The 15,862-nt window shown below is 74.4% G+C and carries 17 protein-coding genes; 4 read left to right on the plus strand and 13 right to left on the minus strand.

The window, feature by feature from the left end:
• Window positions 1-7: 7 nt before the first annotated feature.
• From GA0070558_RS28015 to GA0070558_RS28050, 8 genes are read right to left on the minus strand one after another with little or no spacing between them, the layout of a single operon-like run.
• Window positions 8-928: an SDR family NAD(P)-dependent oxidoreductase gene (locus GA0070558_RS28015; protein ID WP_091285151.1), complete on the minus strand. Its 921-nt coding sequence runs from the start codon at window positions 926-928 to the stop codon at window positions 8-10.
• Window positions 925-2,109: an acetyl-CoA acetyltransferase gene (locus tag GA0070558_RS28020; RefSeq protein ID WP_043963089.1), complete on the minus strand. Its 1,185-nt coding sequence runs from the start codon at window positions 2,107-2,109 to the stop codon at window positions 925-927. Before GA0070558_RS28020 ends, GA0070558_RS28015 begins: the two co-directional genes overlap by 4 nt.
• Window positions 2,099-3,568: a zinc ribbon domain-containing protein gene (locus tag GA0070558_RS28025; protein WP_141722347.1), complete on the minus strand. Its 1,470-nt coding sequence runs from the start codon at window positions 3,566-3,568 to the stop codon at window positions 2,099-2,101. Before GA0070558_RS28025 ends, GA0070558_RS28020 begins: the two co-directional genes overlap by 11 nt.
• A gap of 11 nt (window positions 3,569-3,579) precedes the next feature.
• Complete coding sequence (locus tag GA0070558_RS28030; protein ID WP_091285158.1) at window positions 3,580-4,371, minus strand: ABC transporter ATP-binding protein; 792 nt, start codon at window positions 4,369-4,371, stop codon at window positions 3,580-3,582.
• Complete coding sequence (locus GA0070558_RS28035) at window positions 4,368-5,255, minus strand: ABC transporter permease (RefSeq protein WP_043964476.1); 888 nt, start codon at window positions 5,253-5,255, stop codon at window positions 4,368-4,370. The genes GA0070558_RS28030 and GA0070558_RS28035 overlap by 4 nt, the downstream gene beginning before the upstream one ends.
• Before the next feature lie 5 nt (window positions 5,256-5,260).
• The gene (locus tag GA0070558_RS28040) at window positions 5,261-6,184 is read right to left on the minus strand and encodes an ABC transporter permease (protein ID WP_091285161.1); all 924 of its coding nucleotides are present in this window, start codon (window positions 6,182-6,184) and stop codon (window positions 5,261-5,263) included.
• A complete protein-coding gene (locus GA0070558_RS28045) occupies window positions 6,181-7,026 on the minus strand; it encodes an ABC transporter ATP-binding protein (RefSeq protein ID WP_091285164.1) in 846 nt (281 codons plus the stop codon). The genes GA0070558_RS28040 and GA0070558_RS28045 overlap by 4 nt, the downstream gene beginning before the upstream one ends.
• A gap of 2 nt (window positions 7,027-7,028) precedes the next feature.
• On the minus strand, window positions 7,029-8,552 hold the full coding sequence (locus GA0070558_RS28050; protein ID WP_218107119.1) for an ABC transporter substrate-binding protein: 1,524 nt from the start codon (window positions 8,550-8,552) through the stop codon (window positions 7,029-7,031).
• A 192-nt stretch (window positions 8,553-8,744) separates the two neighbouring features.
• On the opposite strand from GA0070558_RS28050, the gene GA0070558_RS28055 reads away from it, so the two are divergent.
• From GA0070558_RS28055 to GA0070558_RS28065, 3 genes are read left to right on the plus strand one after another with little or no spacing between them, the layout of a single operon-like run.
• On the plus strand, window positions 8,745-9,482 hold the full coding sequence (locus tag GA0070558_RS28055; protein ID WP_176734407.1) for an enoyl-CoA hydratase/isomerase family protein: 738 nt from the start codon (window positions 8,745-8,747) through the stop codon (window positions 9,480-9,482).
• On the plus strand, window positions 9,479-10,297 hold the full coding sequence (locus GA0070558_RS28060) for a VOC family protein (protein ID WP_077937420.1): 819 nt from the start codon (window positions 9,479-9,481) through the stop codon (window positions 10,295-10,297). The genes GA0070558_RS28055 and GA0070558_RS28060 overlap by 4 nt, the downstream gene beginning before the upstream one ends.
• Window positions 10,294-10,809 carry a flavin reductase family protein gene (locus GA0070558_RS28065; RefSeq protein ID WP_043963085.1) on the plus strand — a complete coding sequence of 172 codons (516 nt, stop codon included), beginning with the start codon at window positions 10,294-10,296 and terminating at the stop codon, window positions 10,807-10,809. The genes GA0070558_RS28060 and GA0070558_RS28065 overlap by 4 nt, the downstream gene beginning before the upstream one ends.
• Window positions 10,810-10,895: 86 nt before the next feature.
• On the opposite strand, the gene GA0070558_RS28070 is transcribed toward GA0070558_RS28065, so the two are convergent.
• From GA0070558_RS28070 to GA0070558_RS28090, 5 genes are all read right to left on the minus strand, one after another.
• Window positions 10,896-11,384, minus strand: a complete 489-nt coding sequence (locus GA0070558_RS28070; RefSeq protein ID WP_091285174.1) for a MaoC family dehydratase — start codon at window positions 11,382-11,384, stop codon at window positions 10,896-10,898.
• A 61-nt stretch (window positions 11,385-11,445) separates the two neighbouring features.
• Window positions 11,446-12,186, minus strand: a complete 741-nt coding sequence (locus GA0070558_RS28075; RefSeq protein WP_091285177.1) for an enoyl-CoA hydratase/isomerase family protein — start codon at window positions 12,184-12,186, stop codon at window positions 11,446-11,448.
• The gene (locus GA0070558_RS28080) at window positions 12,183-13,139 is read right to left on the minus strand and encodes a zinc-binding dehydrogenase (protein WP_091285180.1); all 957 of its coding nucleotides are present in this window, start codon (window positions 13,137-13,139) and stop codon (window positions 12,183-12,185) included. Before GA0070558_RS28080 ends, GA0070558_RS28075 begins: the two co-directional genes overlap by 4 nt.
• Window positions 13,136-13,846: a nitroreductase family protein gene (locus GA0070558_RS28085; protein ID WP_091285184.1), complete on the minus strand. Its 711-nt coding sequence runs from the start codon at window positions 13,844-13,846 to the stop codon at window positions 13,136-13,138. Before GA0070558_RS28085 ends, GA0070558_RS28080 begins: the two co-directional genes overlap by 4 nt.
• Window positions 13,843-14,673: a nuclear transport factor 2 family protein gene (locus GA0070558_RS28090; protein WP_141722348.1), complete on the minus strand. Its 831-nt coding sequence runs from the start codon at window positions 14,671-14,673 to the stop codon at window positions 13,843-13,845. Before GA0070558_RS28090 ends, GA0070558_RS28085 begins: the two co-directional genes overlap by 4 nt.
• A gap of 122 nt (window positions 14,674-14,795) precedes the next feature.
• Between GA0070558_RS28090 and GA0070558_RS28095 the strand changes: the two genes are divergently transcribed.
• Window positions 14,796-15,862: acyl-CoA dehydrogenase family protein (locus GA0070558_RS28095; protein ID WP_176734408.1), on the plus strand; the 1,067-nt coding region annotated here is incomplete at its 3' end.

The raw sequence follows: 15,862 nt of genomic DNA on the forward strand, positions 1-15,862 counted from the left end.
GCGCGGCTCAGGCGGCCGATCCGGGCGGGCCGGCCAGGACCCGCTGGATCAGCGTGACCTCGTCGGCGCCGCTGTCGGGCACGACGAAGTCGTCGAGCCGGCAGATGTCGTCGATGGACCCGTCGATGTCGTCGGGGGTGGCCGGCTCGGGCCCGCCGTACCAGCCGGGGGTGACGCCGAGGAAGATCCGGCCGACCCGGCCGCCGCCGACGGTGAGGATGTGCCGGTTGATCCGGCACCGCTCGGAGGCGAGGTACGTCGCTACGGCCGCGACGTGCCGCGGGTCGAACCGGTCGGCCAGGTCGCCGAGGAGGTTCTCGGTCATCCGGGTCGCCGCCGTGGGCGCGATCGCGTTGACCAGGATGCCGTGCCGGGCGCCCTCCAGCGCGAGGACGTTCATCAGGCCCACCAGCCCGGCCTTCGCCGCCCCGTAGTTGGCCTGGCCGAAGTTGCCGAACAGCCCGGACGACGAGCTGGTCAGCACGATGCGGCCGTAGCCGCGCTCGACCAGGTGCGGCCAGGCGGGGCGCAACACGTGGAACGCCCCGGCGAGGTGCACGTCGAGCACGGCGGCGACGTCCTCGTCGCCCATCTTGGCCAGCGTCCGGTCCCGCAGGATGCCGGCGTTGTGGATGACCGCGTCGAGGCGGCCGTACGCGTCGACGGCGCGGCGCACGAGGCTCGCGCCGCCCTCGGCGGTCGCCACCGAGTCGGTCGAGGCGACGGCGGTGCCGCCGGCCGCGCGGATCTCGGCGACGACCTGCTCGGCCTCGCCGGAGGAGCCCGACCCGTCGACCGCGCCGCCGAGGTCGTTGACGACGACCGCCGCGCCCCGCTCGGCGAGGCTGAGGGCGTGGGCCCGGCCGATGCCGTTGCCGGCCCCGGTGACGACGACGACCCGGCCGTCGAGGGTGACCCGGGCGCTCATCGCTCGTTCCCCAGGACCGCCACGAACGCGACGGAGGAGCCGGGCTGCCCGCCGAGGTTCTGCGCGACCGCCAGCCGGGCGTCGGGCACCTGCCGGCTGCCGGCCTCGCCGCGCAGCTGCGTGAAGCACTCGAACATCATCCGCAGCCCGGTCGCGCCGATCGGGTGGCCGAACGACTTGAGGCCGCCGTCGGTGTTGACCGGCAGCGCCCCGTCGAGGTCGTAGCGGCCGTCGAGGATGTCGCGCCAGGCCTTGCCGCGTTCCGAGAACCCGAGGTCCTCCATGAGCACCACCTCCGTCGGTGTGAAACAGTCGTGCACCTCGGCCAGGGAGATCTGCGTGGCCGGGTCCGTGACGCCGGCCTGCTCGTAGGCCTGCCGGGCCGCCGCGACCACCTCCGGGAAGGTGGTGAAGTCGTACCCGTCGGTGGCCAGCCCGGCCCCCGACCCGGCGACGAAGCCCATCCCCCGCAGGTAGACGGGCCGGTCGGTGTAGCGGTGGGCGTCCTCGGCGCGCACGAGGATCGCGGCGGCGGCCCCGTCGGAGACGCCCGAGCAGTCCATGACGCCCAGCGGGCCGGCCACGCGCGGGGAGTTCTCCACCGTCTCGGCGGTCACCGCCTTGCGGAACTGGGCGCGCTCGTTGCGCGCGCCGTTGGCGTGGTTCTTCACGGCGACCCGGGTCAGGGCGTCGCGCATGCCGCGCGCGTCCACCCCGTACGCCCGCTGGTAGGCGGGGACGAGCAGGGAGAACCCGCCGGGGGCGGTCCAGTCGACGTCGGTGCCGTCGGCGGGCGGGTAGACGGCGGACAGGCCCGAGTAGGAGGAGTCCTTCAGCTTCTCCACCCCGGTCGCCATGACCATGTCGTACGCCCCGGACGCGACGGCGTAGGCGGCGTTGCGGAACGCCTCGGAGCCGGTGGCGCAGTAGTTCTCGACGCGGGTGACGGGCTTGCCGGTCAGCCGCAGCGGCCGGGCGAGGGTCTGCCCGGACAGGCCCGAGCCCTGCGTGCCGACCCAGAACGCGTCGACGTCGTCGAGGGTGACGGCGGGCAGCGACCCGACGCACTCCCGCACGGCGTCGACGAGCAGGTCGTCGGCCGAGGCGTGCCAGTGGTCGCGGAACGGGGTGCAGCCCATCGCGACGATCGCGACGTCGTTGACCGTGCGCCTACTGGCCATCGGTGGTGTCCTTTCCGGGCGGGGCGTCCTGGGGTGCCGGGCGGAGCTTCCAGAAGTAGTTGTGGATCGCGTCGGTGGTCCACAGCCGCCGGAAGGTCGGCGTCATCGCCATGCCCACCGTGACGTCGGCGGGCGCCACGTCGGTCGCGTACGCGCTGAGCCGGCCGCCGCCGTCGACGTCGGCGACGACGACCGCGACCTCCGGCTCCGGCATGGTGGTCAGGTGGTCGCGGGTCACCGACACGACCCGGGCGGTGCGCTCGCGCAGCGAGACCTTCCCGGTGGCGTCGGGCGCCCCGACGATGCCGCAGGCGGCGCAGACCCGGCCGGGCGGCGTGGTGACCGCGCCGCAGGCGCCGCACCGGCTGCCCTCCAGCCGGTACTTCCAGCCGGCGCGGCGGTGCATCGGCGGTGCCGCCGGGGCGGGTGCCGCCGGCCGGGCCGGGCCCTGCACGTCGAGCAGCCCGCGCCAGCGCAGGTAGCGGCCGTAGCCGAGGGGCTGCCGCGCGGCGAGCTGGTCGCGCACGGACGGGCCGCCCCGCGCCGCGCGTACCCCGTCGCCGACGGCGAAGACGAACGCATCGGCGCCCTCGGTGGCCGACAGCAGCAGGATCGTCTGGCCGGGGCGGGCCTCGTCGAGCGCGGCGGCGAGCAGCAGCCCGGGGTGGGCGGCGCCGGTGAAGCCGGCGGCCCGCTCGATCGTCGCGTCCCGGCCGTCGCCGCCCAGCGCCCGGCGCAGCGCCGCCGCCGCGCGGGGGTTCGACGACGACACGACGACGGTGTCGACGGCGTCGAGGGACGCCTCGGCCAGGGCGCGGCGGGCCGCGTCGAGGCCGGCGGCGGCGAGGACCTCGGCGGTGAACCGCTCGTCCCAGACCCGGTCGTGCCGTTCCCCGGGCAGCCGCCACCGTTCCAGGACCTCGGCGGTGCGGCCGGCGCGGGCCAGGAGCACGGCGGCGGCGTGGCCGCCGCCGACGAGGCCGACGGCGGCGTCGCCCTGGGCCAGCTCGTCGGGCGCGCCGGGGCGGGTGGTGCGCAGGTCGGCCAGGGCGGCGGTCGCGCCGGCCCGGACGACGAGGTCGAGGGCGGTGGCGCCGCTGCGGTGTCCGCGCAGGTCGACCGCGCCGATCCCCGGGTCGAGCCCGAGGGCCTCGTGCACCACGCCGGCGGACGTCTTCGCCTCGTACGGGGCGTTGGTGGTGGCGAACAGCAGTTGCCCGCCGGACGTGCTGGCGGCGGCGACGGGGCGCAGCGCCTCGACGGCCATCGTGACGGTGTCTTCGTCGAACGCGGCGACGCCCCGGGCCGGGCCACCGCGGCGGGGCGGGTCGGTCGCGTCGAGTCGGTTGTCGGCGAGCACGTACGCCGGGAGGTAGGCCGCGTAGGCGTCGAGGCCGGGCTGCTCGGGCATGGGTGGCGGGTTCTCCTTCGGCTCCACGCGGTTCTGGTCGGGCTCCACGCGGTTCTCCTTCAGGTCCACGAGGGGATGGCGGCGAGGAGCCGTCGGGTGTAGTCCTGCTGCGGCCGGTCCAGCACGCTCGCGGCGTCGCCGGCCTCGACGACCCGCCCGCCGCTCATCACCGTGATCCGGTCGCAGAGGTCGCTGGCCAGCATGAGGTCGTGGGTGACGAACAGCAGGCCGATGCCGAGCTCGTCGACGAGGGTGCGGAACAGGCCGACGACCTTGGTCTGCGTCGTGACGTCCAGGGCCGTGGTGCACTCGTCGGCGATCACCAGGGCGGGGCGGGTGACGACGGCGAGCGCGATGGCGACCCGCTGGCGCAGGCCGCCGGAGAGCTGGTGGGGGTAGCTGTCGAGGACGCGGGACGGGTCGGCGATGCGCATCTGCTCCAGCACCTCCAGCGAGCGGCGGCGCACCTCGGCCCGGGTGATGTCGCGGACGTGCCGGCGCAGCACCTCGGCGAGCTGGGTGCGGACCCGCATCAGCGGGTTCAGCGACCGCGACGCGTCCTGGAAGACCATGCCGACGGCGCTGCCGCGCACCCGGTCGGTGCGGTCGACGCCGGGGGCCACCACCACGTCGCCGGCCAGCGTGACGGAGCCGTGCTCGACGCGGACGTTGCGGTCGAGCAGCCCGACGACGCAGCGGGCGAGGGTGGTCTTGCCGCTGCCGGACTCCCCGACGACGCCGACGATCTGGCCCCGGCGGATCTCCAGGTCGACGTCGTCGAGCAGGCGCAGGTCGCCGCCGGCGAGCCGGGCGGTGACGGCGAGGCCGTCGGCCTTCAGCAGTACGCTCATCGGCGCGCCTTCCGGGGGTCGTGGTGGGTGAGCAGCGCGTCGCCGAGCAGGTTCACCAGCAGCACAAGCAGCGTGATGGCGAGCCCGGGGAAGAAGGCGATCCACCACGCCTGGCTCAGCTCGTCCTGGCCGGACGCCAGCATCGAGCCCCAGCTGTTCATCGGCGGCACCACGCCCAGGCCGAGGAAGCTCAGCGCGCTCTCGACCAGGATGGCCGTTCCCACCTGGAGGGTGCCGAGCGCGACCGTCGTGCCGGCCAGGTTGGGCAGGATGTGCCGGAAGACGATCCGGGGTTCCGACGCGCCGGCAGCGCGCAGGCCGAACACGAACTGCCGCTCCCGGATCGCCATGGTCGCCGAGCGGGTGACGCGGGCGCACACGGCCCAGCCGGTGAGCGCCAGCACGAGGAACAGCACCGGCAGCGAGCTGCCCCGGTTCGCGATGATCGCGAGGGCGACGAGGATGAACGGCAGGGCGAGCTGGGCGTCGATGAGCACCGAGATGACCCGGTCGACCCAGCCCCGGAAGTAGCCGGCGAGCACGCCGAGCAGCGTGCCGGGGCCGATGGCGACGAGCGCGCCGACCAGGCCGATGACGATCGTCAGGCGGCCGGCCGTGACGAACTGGGTGAGCACGTCCTGGCCGAGCTTGTCGGTGCCGAGAGGGTGCGCCCAGGTGCCGCCGGGCAGGAAGGCCGGCGGCTGCCGGGTCGCCGCCAGGTCCTGGCCGGCCGCCGGGAGCAGCCCGGTCAGCGGCAGCACGAACACCCCGACGGAGACGACGGCCAGCGGCAGGGACAGCCAGAACACGGAGGTACGCGCGCGCCGGCCGGGCCGCCGGGGCGGCGTCCCCGCGGCGGTCGGGTCGAGTTCGAGTTGGCTCACGCCGGTCACCTCACCCTCGGGTCGACGATCGAGTGCAGGACGTCGACGACCAGGTTGAGCAGGACGAAGACCAGCGCGCCGAAGACAACGATCGCCTGCACGAGCGGGAAGTCGCGGAACTGGATGGCCTGGAGCGCGAGCTGCCCGAGGCCCGGCCAGGAGTAGACGTACTCGACGGCGACGGCGCCCGAGAGCAGGATGCCGGTCTGCAGCACGACGATCGTCAGGATCGGCATCATGGCGTTGGCGAACGCGTGCCGCCACACGACCCGGCGGTTGCCGAGCCCCCGGGCGCGGGCGGAGTCGATGTAGGGCTCGGCGAGGGCCTCGCTCATCGAGGCGCGGGTGAGCCGGGCGATGTGCGCCATCGGGTAGACCGACATGGTGAGGGCGGGCAGGATCAGGTGCTTCGGGGTGCCCGACTGCCCGGCGGGCAGCCAGCCGAGCTTCACGGCGAACAGCACCACGAGCATCATGCCGAACCAGAAGACGGGCACGGACTGCCCGAGCAGGGCGACGGTGGAGGCGGCCCGGTCCCACCAGGTGCCCTCGCGGGTCGCGGCGAGCACGCCGAGGGGCACGCCGACGCACACGGCGAGGCCCATGCCGGCGGCGACCAGTTGCAGCGTGTACGGCAGCCGGTCGGCGATCATCGACGTGTTGGACTGGTAGAACTGCAGCGACTGGCCGAGGTCGCCGGTGAGGATGCCCCGCAGGTAGTCGAAGTACTGCACGACCAGCGGCAGGTCGAGGCCCAGCTCGTGGCGCAGCGCCTCGCGCTGCTCCGGCGGCGCCAGCGGCCCGAGGATGGTGGCGGTGGGGTCGCCGGAGAGGCGGCCCAGCAGGAACGCGAGGCTGAGGGCGATCAGCAGCGACGCGAACAGGGACGCGAGCCGGCTGCCGACCCGGCGGACGGTGCTGGCCTTCATCGGCGGGACCTCCAGCGCGCTCCGGGCATGGCCGCGAGCAGCTCGCGGGTGTAGTCGTTCTCGGGGGTGACGAAGACCTGCTCGCAGGGCCCCGACTCGACGACCCGGCCGCGGTACATGACGTGCACGACGTCGCAGAGCGAGCGGACGACGGCGAGGTCGTGGCTGATCATCAGCAGCGCCGCGCCGGTGGTGGCGCGGATCTGCCGGAGCAGGGCCAGCACGTCGGCCTGGACGGAGACGTCGAGGCCGGAGGTCGGCTCGTCGGCGACGATGAGCCGCGGGCGCATGAGCAGCGCGCGGGCGATGCAGACCCGCTGGGCCTGGCCCCCGGAGAGCTGGTGCGGGTAGCGGTCGAGCAGCTCGGGGGCGAGCCGGACGCTGCCGAGCAGCTCGGCGTCGCCGATCCAGGAGGTGCGCTCGGGTTGCAGGGTGCGCAGTTCCCGCAGCCCGGACCGCACGGACTGCCGCGGGTCGAGGGAGCCGTGCGGGTCCTGGAAGACGACCTGCACCTCGGGCCGCAGCCGGCGCAGCCGCGTACGGCTGATCTCCGACAGGCTGTGGCCGAGCAGCCGGATGTCGCCCCCGCCGCGCGGGCCGAGCGCGGTGGCGGCCATCGCGAGCGTCGTCTTGCCGGAGCCGGACTCGCCGACGACGGCGACGCTCTCGCCGGCGTCGATGCGCAGCGACACGTGGTCCACGGCGCGGAAGACCTGGCCGGTGCCGCGGTCGCGGTGCTCGACGACGAGGTCGTCGACCACCAGCACGGGGGTCTCCGGCTCCGGGGCGCGGGGGCGCCGGGCGGCCTCGCCCGGCACCCCCTTCTGCACTGCCTCGGTCATCGTCAGCGGGTCGTCTTCGTGAAGTCCACGGTGTTCAGGGGGCCGAACACCACGCCGGAGACGCCGGGGGCGGTCGCGTAGTTGAACACCTGCCGGTACAGCGGCACGTAGCAGTGCTTGTCCACGACGCCGATGGTGTTGAGCTGGTCGTAGATCGGGGCGGCCTGCTCGGCGCCGTCCTGTTCCAGCGCCTGCTGGGCGAGTTCGTCGATCTTCGGGTCGGGGCAGTTGCCGGTGATCGACTTCGTCTTCAGGAAGCCGCTGACGAAGTAGTCCGGCACGGCGACGTTCGGCACCCCGGCGAAGATGGAGATGCCGGGCACCTGGCGGCCGATGATCCGCTTGACGAGCGTGCCGTAGTCGAGCGGCACGTACGTCACCTTGAAGCCGGCCTGTTCGAGGCTGCCGCCGACGGCCTGGGCGACCTCCTCGATGTTGGTGTACTGGGCCGCCGGGTAGCTGATCTGCACGGTCGGGGCGGCGGAGCCGACGAGTTCCTTCGCCCGGGCGGCGTCGGCGGTCACGCTGCGCGACGGCTGCTGGCCCGGCTTGACGTTGAGCAGCCCGGCGTCGGCGACGGCCTGGCCGTCGAAGATGCCCTTGACGATCGCGTCGCGGTCGATGGCCAGGGCGGCGGCCTCGCGCAGCTTCGGGTCGTCGAAGGGCGCCTTCGTCGAGTCGAGGAACGCGATGATCTTCATGGCGGTCTCGGTGCTGACCACGTCGACGCCGGCGCTCTTGGCCGCGCTCGCCTGCGCGGGCGGCAGGTCGAAGGAGATGTCGACGCTCTTGCTCTGGATCAGCGCGAGGCGCTGCGCGGCCTCGTTGGCCCAGGTGAAGGTGATGCCGTCGTTGGTGGCCTTCGTGCCCCAGTAGTCGGGGTTCTTCTTGACCGAGATGTCGCGGCCGGCGTTCGCGCCCGCCCACACGTACGGGCCGGTGCCGACGGGCGCGGCGGCGAAGCCCTCCGACCCCTTCTCCTGGTAGTACTTCGGCGGCACCAGGTAGACCGTGGTGAGCAGGTCGGGGATGTTGTACTGCGGGGTCTTCGTCTTCACCACGACGGTGGTGGCGTCGGGCGCCTCGATCGCGGTGACGTTGGTGAAGTAGGACTTGAGCTGGGAGGCGGCGGCGTCGCGGGTGAGCGTGATGGTGTTCGCCACGGCTGCGGCGTCGGCCTTCTCGCCGTTGCTGAAGGCGATGTCGGGCCGGACCTTGAAGGTCCAGGTCGTCGCGTCGGTGCGCGTCCAGCTCGTGACCAGGCCCGTGTCGGTCGGGGCGAGGTCCTTGTCGGTGTTGATCAGGGGCTCCAGCATCGTCGCCCAGACGATCTGGGCGGAGCGCGCGCCGACGATCGGGTCGAGGGTCGCCGGCTGGGCGGCGAGCAGCGCCCGGATGGTGGCCGAGCCGGACGACCGGGCGTCATCGGAGTCGGACCCGCCGCACGCGGTGAGGCTGGCGCTCGCGACGGCAAGGGCGGCGGCCACGGCGAGGGGCCGCCGAGAGCGCAGGAATTTCGTGATCATCATGGGCGTCCTTCAGAGGCGATGGACCCGTCATGTCTCGGCCTGGGCCGGCGGTGACGTTCGCCACAAAGTACCGACCAGCCGGTATCAAGTCAACGGGTCGAGCGGGTATCTCGTCCATGACGTTCGTGTGTCAAAGGGCCGCCCGCCAGGGGCGTTGTATTCATACCGACCGGTATGTATGATGCGGCGGTGACCATCACCCTCACCCATGGGCACGACGGACGCGTGGCGCACGTCCGCTACGACAACGCCGCGCGCGGCAACTGCGTCGACGACGCCGCGCTACGGGAACTCGTCGACACCATGACGTCCGCCGCCGCCGACGAGACCTGCGTCGTGATCCGCCTCGACATGGCCGGGCGGCACTTCTGCGGCGGCTGGGACACCTCGTCCTTCGCCGGGCTGGCCGACGCGACCCGCGAGGCGGTCTCCGCCCGGCTGCGCGGCAGCGACGCGGCGCTGGAGGAGATCCGGCGGCTCCCGGTGCCCGTCGTCGCCGCCGTCCGGGGCCACGTCATCGGGTTCGGCGCGGGCCTGCTCGACGCCGTGCACCTGCCGGTCGCCGCCGCCGACGCCCGGCTGTCGCTGCCGGAGGCCCGCTTCGGCTTCGCGCCCGCCGGGGTCGGCCACACGATCGCCCGGGCCCTGCCCCGGGCGCACGCCTACCACCTGCTGACCGGCGCGGCGACCGCCACCGCCGCCCAGCTGCACGCGTGGGGCCTGGTCGCCCGGGTAGTCCCCGACGCCCACCTCGACCGCGAGGTCGACGACCTCGTCGACTCGCTGCTCGCGCTGCCGCGGGGCACCCTGCGGGCGGTGGTCGAGGTCGTCGAGTCGAGCCTGGCCACCGGCGCCCCCGACCACGCGTACGACGTGTCGGCGCGCACGATCGTGGCCGGCCTCGCCGCGCGGGCGGTGTCCGGGTGAGCCGGCCGTTCCGGCCCGGCGAGGCCGTCTGGGTGGAGCTGTGCACCCCGCATCCCGAGCGGGCCGAGGCCTTCTACGGCGCCCTGCTCGGCTGGACGGTCCGCGCGGAGCGGCTGGGCGCCACCACCTACCGCATGTGCGGCGTCGCCGGGCGCGACGTCGCCGGCATCTCCGACGCCGCCGCCCTGCACGGTGGCCGCCCCCGGGGCTGGCTCACCTACTTCGCCGTCGACGACGTCGCGGCGTCGGCGCGGCAGGCGGTCGCGCTCGGCGGGGAACTGGTCACGCCCCCGCGCTACCTGCCCGCGGCCGGCACCGGCGCGGCGGTCGTCGATCCCTTCGGCGCGGCCTTCGGCCTCTACCAGGGCGAGTCGCGCGCCGGCGTCCAGGCCCTCAACTCGGTCGGCGCGCTGTGCTGGAACGAGCTGGACACCGGCGAGCCCGCCCGGGCGGTGGCCTACTACCGGGCCCTGTTCGGCTACACCAGCCGCCAGCGCGGCGACGCGCCGACGGCCCGGCCGTACACGCTGCTGATGCTCGACGACGTCCCAGTCGCTGGCGTCCTCGAACTGGACAACGAGTGGCCCAACCTCATCCCGTCGAAGTGGATCACCTACTTCGCCGTCGCCGACCTCGACGACGCGCTGGCCCGGGTCGCCGCCCTGGGCGGCACCCCGACCGTCGGGCCGGTCGACAGCCCGCACGGACGCCTGCACCTGATCAAGGACCCCGGCGGACACACGCTGTGCCTCATCCAGCTCGAAGGCGGGCTGCGCCCCGCGCCCGACTCCTGCGACCCGGCGGTGACCCGATGATGGCCGAGCCCCTGTTCGACTCCGCCGAGTTCCGCCAGGTGTGCGGGCACTTCCCCACCGGCGTGACCGCCGTGACCGCCGTGACCGGCGCCGGCGAGGTCGCCGCGCTGACCGTGAACTCGTTCACCTCGGTCTCGCTTCGGCCGCCGAAGGTGCTGTTCTGCGTCACCAGCCACTCGTCGAGCTTCCCCGTCCTGATGGCGGCCGACCGCATCGCGATCCACATCCTCAGCCAGAACCAGGAGGACGTGGCCCGGCGGTTCGCCACCTCCGGCCTGTCCGGCGCGCAGCGGCTCGACGGGGTGTCCTGGGTGCCCGGCCCCGACGCCGTCCCGCTGCTGCCCGGCACGCCGGCGATCCTCGCCGGCCGCCGCGACGAGGTGATCACCAGCGGCGACCACGTGATCGTCCTGCTGGACGTCGACCACGTGCACCTGAAGCCGACGGGCGTGCCCGCGCTGTCGTTCTACCGGGGCCGGTTCGTCGCCCCGTCGGACGCCGCGCCGGAGTGAGCGGGCCGGCGCGACCGACCGGCGTGCCCGCGCCGGCGCGACCCGGCGGGTCGCGTCGGCGCGGCGGTCGCCCGCAGCAGCGGGACTCAGCCGTGGTAGCGGAACAGGATCTCCGCCACGCAGCAGGGCTGCGACCGGTCGGCGAACTCCACGACCACCGACGCCTTGGCCTGCACGCCGCCGGGCGAGCCGTCCTGCGCCACCGGGATCGGCCGGGCCGAGACGAGGGTCGCCGTGCCCTGGATCTCGACGCCCGGCGGCAGCGGCCGCACGAAGCGGACCCGGTCCAGGCCGTAGTTGACCCCCATCGAGTGCTCCCGCACCTCGAGGATGTCCGCGAGCAGGAGCGGGACGAGCGCCAGGGTCAGGAACCCGTGCACGACCGTCGTGCCGAACGGCCCCGAGCGCGCCCGTTCGACGTCGACGTGGATCCACTGGTGGTCGCCGGTGACATCGGCGAACCGGTCGATCTGCTCCTGGGTCACCACCCGGGGCTCGCTCGCGCCCAGGTCCTGGCCGACGAGGTCGAGCAGGTCGCCCGGGGTGTTCACGATCGTCTTCTTCGCGGTGCGCATGGGTCGCTCCGTTCCAGCGTGTCGGTCGAGGGGTGCGGCGGGACAGGGACAGGGCCGTGGACTAGGCCGGGGGCCCTGGCGGGCCGGCTGGGCCCGCCGCCTGGTCCGCGACGTGCGCGACGAGGGTCTCCCACTCCCTCGCCCAGACCGCGTCGGCGACGGCGGGCCGGGCGAGGCCCAGCATCCGGCGGACCGCCGTCTCGTCGCGGGCCGCGATGGTGGCCACCAGCGCGTCGACGTGCGGCACGAGGTCGGCGTCGGCGACGGCCTCGCTGACCAGGCCCCGGCGGGCGGCCTCGTCGGCCGTCCACGTCTCGCCGGTGACGAGCAGCCGGCGGGCCAGCGCCGGGCCGACGGCGAGCGGCAGCAGGACGCTGGAGCCCCAGCCGGGGACCTGGCCGACGGCGAGGTGCCGGTCGCCGAGGCGGGCGCTGCCGGCGGCGACGGCGACGTCGCAGGCCAGCAGCAGTTCGAGCCCGCCGCCGAAGGCCGCCCCGTTGACCGCGGCGACGGTGGGCACCGGGGCCGACCCGATCGCGCGCACGAGGCGGCGGCCCCGGTCGAGGAAGGCCCGCAGCGCGGGCTGGTCGCCGAGCAGGCCGGTGGCCTCCGCGAGGTCCGCGCCGGCGCAGAAGCTCCGGCCGGTCCCGGTGAGCACGAGCGCCCGTACGCCGGGATCGCCCGCACCGGCGAGCCACCGTTCGAGGCCGGCGAGCACCGCGCTGTCGCACGCGTTGCCCGCGCCCGGGCGGTCGATGCGGGCCCAGAGGGCGGGCCCGCGCCGGGTGACGACGACGGTCATGCCAGGCTCACGCAGAGCTTGCCGAACGCGGTGCCGGCGAGCATCCGGGCGGCCTGGGTGCGGACGTCGGCGAGGTCGACGACGCTGTCGACGGCGGGCCGGATGCCGTGGGTGTCGACGTAGTCGACGAGGGCCCGGAACTCGTCGAGGGAGCCCATGGTCGACCCGTGGACGGTGATCTCCCGGGCGAACAAACGTGGCAGGTCCAGCTGGGCGGTGAAGCCGCTCGTGCCGCCGCACACGACGATGACGCCGCCGGCCCTGGTCGAGCGCACCGAGTGCGCGAAGGTGGCGGGGCCGACGGTCTCGACGACGACGTCGGCGAGCTCCGGCACCCGTTCGCCGACGTCCAGGGCGACGGCGGCGCCGAGGGCGAGCGCCCGCTCGCGCTTGGCCGGGGAGCGGGAGGTGACGACGACGGTGGCGCCGGCCGCCACGGCGAGGCCGACGGCGGCGGTCGCGACGCCCCCGCCCGCGCCCTGCACGAGCACGACCCGCCCGGGCCCGACCGTGGCCTTGGTGAACAGCATCCGGTAGGCGGTCAGCCAGGCCGTGGGCAGGCACGCGGCCTCGGCCCAGCTCAGGGCGGCGGGCTTGGGCACGAGGTGGCCCGCCGGCACGACGGCGCGCTCGGCGAGGAGGCCGTGGCCGGCGTCGGGCAGCAGCGTCGCGTGGGTGACGGTGCGGCCGTCGGGCGCGGTGGGCAGCACCGGGTAGACGACGACGTCCCGGCCGTCGGCCACCCCGGCGGCGTCGCTGCCGATGACGTGGGGCCCGCCGTGGGGACGGCCGGCGACGCCGCGCAGCGTCCAGATGTCGTGCATGTTGAGCGCGCCGGCCCGGACGTCGACGCCCACCCAGCCGGGGGGCGGCTGCGGGTCGGCGAGGTCGCCGACGCGGAGGGCCTCGACGGGGCGGTCGGCGCAGGGCTCGACGACGTGGGCGGCCCTCATGCCGACGCCGATCCCGCCGGCTCGACGGGGCCGTTCCAGAACGCCACGTCCGCCAGGTCGGCGCGGGCGGCGGGGCGGAAGTCGACGCCCCGGGTGTAGGCGACGGGGAGCAGGGTGATCGGCCGCCACTCGGCCGGCAGGCCGAGCACCGCCTGGACGCCGCTGGCTTTGTGGGCCAGGGCGGTGGCCAGCACCGAGCCGAGGCCCCGGGAGCGCAGCGCGAGCTGGAAGGACCAGGCGAACGGGAAGATCGAGCCGTAGTATCCCGACGCGGTGCCGCCGACCGGCCGCTGCGGCAGCGGCTTGGTGCTGCACAGGACGACCAGGACGGGCACCCGGTCGAGGTGGTCGACCAGGTACTTCACCGCGCGCAGGACCCGGGCCTGCCGCGCCTGGGCCTGCGGGTCGGCGCGGACGGTCGGCGACAGGCGGGTGGTGGTCGCCGCCTCGCCGCTGGCCAGGGGGCGCTCGACCGTCTGGTGCCAGACCTCGGTGTAGAGCCCGGACAGCTTCCGTTTGAGGGTGGGGTCGTCGACGGCGACGATGCGCCAGTCCTCGAGGTTGGAGCCCATCGGCGCCTGCTGCGCGAGTCGGAGGCACTCCTCGACGACGGCGCGGGCGACCGGCCGGTCGAAGTCCATCCGGCGGCGCACCGCGCGGGTGGTCGTCAGCACCTCGTCGATGTCGGTGATCACTCTGGCGCTCATCCGGGTTCCTCTCCCGTGCGGCGGCCGACCTCCGCGTCGAAGCCCATCAGGTCGGCGATGTGCAGGGTGTCGCAGTACTCCCGGACCTCGCCGATGCCGTCGGCCCGGACCTCGACGATCCACAGGTAGCGGTTCTGGTAACGGGCCCCGTCGGCGAGGACGGCGTCGCCTACCGCCTCGACGGCGACCAGGGTGTCGTCGGCGATCCAGCGGCGCGGGGTCACCGTGACGGCGGGCGACCGGTGGCCGCCGAACGTGTCGAGGTCGCCCCGGGCCAGCGCCGGCCACATCGCCAGGGCCGCCGCCACGGCCGGCGGTGGGTCGCCGGGGTCGGGCGCGTCGCCGGCCACCGGGTGGTCGAGGCTGCTTCGGGGTACGGGCGCACCGCCGCCCACCACCTGCTGGGCGTGGACGGTGTCGAGGTACTCGCGGACCGCGACGATGGCACCGGTGGCGTCGACGTCGAAGACGAACCCGTACCGGTTGGCGTACTCGACGCCGCTGGCGTGCACGCCGTGCCCCTCGACCTCGATGACGCACGTGTCGTCACCGGCGACGACGCGGCGCGGGATCTGCCGGCAACCGGTCGGGAACGCGGTGGGGCCGAGCCGGCGCATCAGCGCGAGCTTGTCGTCCATCCGCATGACGCCGTGCAGCGGGAACCGGCCGCTTCCGTGGGGGGACAGCTGCGGGTCGCCGCCGCGGCGGTCCGGGCCGGTGTCGACCCACCAGGTCGCGCCGGTGGCGCAGAGGCGGGCGAGGCCGCCGAGGCTTCCCCGGTCGAGCGCGGAGATGAAGTCCATCCCCGCCCGTACGGCGCGTGTCACCCGACCCCCTACATACCGACTGGAAGGTATCTACCACGCCCGGCCGGGCAACTCAAGGGGCAGAGTTCATACCGACCGGATGGTATTCTGTCGCGACAGGCTGTCCGACGAGGGGGTTCGTGGTGTTCGAGGCGTACCAGTTGCCCGAGGAGCACGCGGAGGTGCGGGCGGCCGTCCGCGCGGTGTGCGACGCCAAGGTCGCGCCCCACGCGGCCGAGGCCGACGAGACCGGCGAGTTCCCGCACTCCTCCTACGACGCGCTGCGCGCCGCCGACTTCCACGCCCCGCACGTACCCGCCGAGTACGGCGGCGCCGGGGCCGACGCCCTCGCCACCGCGATCGTCATCGAGGAGGTCGCCCGCGCCTGCGCCTGTTCCTCCCTCGTCCCGGCCGGCAACAAGCTGGGCACCATGCCGCTGCTGCTGGCCGCCGACGAGCAGCTCAAGCAGCGCTACCTCCCGCCGGTGGCCCGGGGCGAGGCCATGTTCTCCTACTGCCTGTCCGAGCCGGAAGCCGGCAGCGACGCGGCGAGCATGCGCACCCGCGCGGAGCGCGACGGCGACACCTGGGTGCTCAACGGGGTCAAGCGGTGGATCACCAACGCCGGGCTGAGCGAGTTCTACACGGTGTTCGCCGTCACCGACCCGACCGCGCGCTCCCGGGGCATCTCCGCGTTCGTGGTGGAGCGCACCGACCCCGGGATCAGCTTCGGCGCGCCCGAGAAGAAGCTCGGCATCAAGGGCTCGCCGACCCGCGAGGTCTACCTCGACAACGTCCGCATCCCCGCCGACCGCATGATCGGCGCGGAGGGCACCGGCTTCGCCACCGCCATGAAGACCCTGGACCACACCCGGGTCACCATCGCCGCGCAGGCCGTCGGCATCGCGCAGGGCGCGCTCGACTACGCCAAGGGGTACGTGCAGGAGCGCAAGCAGTTCGGCAAGGCGGTCGCCGAGTTCCAGGGCGTCCAGTTCATGCTCGCCGACATGGGCATGAAGCTGGAGGCGGCCCGCCAGTTGACGTACGCCGCCGCCGGCAGGTCCGAGCGGGGCGACGCCGACCTGACCTACTTCGGCGCGGCGGCCAAGTGCTTCGCCTCCGACGCCGCCATGGAGATCACCACCGACGCCGTGCAACTGCTCGGTGGGTACGGCTACACCCGCGACTACCCGGTCGAGCGGATGATGCG

This window comes from Micromonospora haikouensis, assembly GCF_900091595.1.
Lineage (GTDB): Bacteria > Actinomycetota > Actinomycetes > Mycobacteriales > Micromonosporaceae > Micromonospora > Micromonospora haikouensis.

Coding starts and splice junctions, on each gene's coding strand:
- GA0070558_RS28075 (WP_091285177.1), bottom strand. CDS start 12,186: ATGACCGTCGTCGTCACCCGGCGCGGGCCCGCCCTCTGGGCCCGCATC.
- GA0070558_RS28015 (WP_091285151.1), bottom strand. CDS start 928: ATGAGCGCCCGGGTCACCCTCGACGGCCGGGTCGTCGTCGTCACCGGG.
- GA0070558_RS28070 (WP_091285174.1), bottom strand. CDS start 11,384: ATGCGCACCGCGAAGAAGACGATCGTGAACACCCCGGGCGACCTGCTC.
- GA0070558_RS28045 (WP_091285164.1), bottom strand. CDS start 7,026: ATGACCGAGGCAGTGCAGAAGGGGGTGCCGGGCGAGGCCGCCCGGCGC.
- GA0070558_RS28050 (WP_218107119.1), bottom strand. CDS start 8,552: ATGATCACGAAATTCCTGCGCTCTCGGCGGCCCCTCGCCGTGGCCGCC.
- GA0070558_RS28065 (WP_043963085.1), top strand. CDS start 10,294: ATGATGGCCGAGCCCCTGTTCGACTCCGCCGAGTTCCGCCAGGTGTGC.
- GA0070558_RS28080 (WP_091285180.1), bottom strand. CDS start 13,139: ATGAGGGCCGCCCACGTCGTCGAGCCCTGCGCCGACCGCCCCGTCGAG.
- GA0070558_RS28085 (WP_091285184.1), bottom strand. CDS start 13,846: ATGAGCGCCAGAGTGATCACCGACATCGACGAGGTGCTGACGACCACC.
- GA0070558_RS28040 (WP_091285161.1), bottom strand. CDS start 6,184: ATGAAGGCCAGCACCGTCCGCCGGGTCGGCAGCCGGCTCGCGTCCCTG.
- GA0070558_RS28020 (WP_043963089.1), bottom strand. CDS start 2,109: ATGGCCAGTAGGCGCACGGTCAACGACGTCGCGATCGTCGCGATGGGC.
- GA0070558_RS28030 (WP_091285158.1), bottom strand. CDS start 4,371: ATGAGCGTACTGCTGAAGGCCGACGGCCTCGCCGTCACCGCCCGGCTC.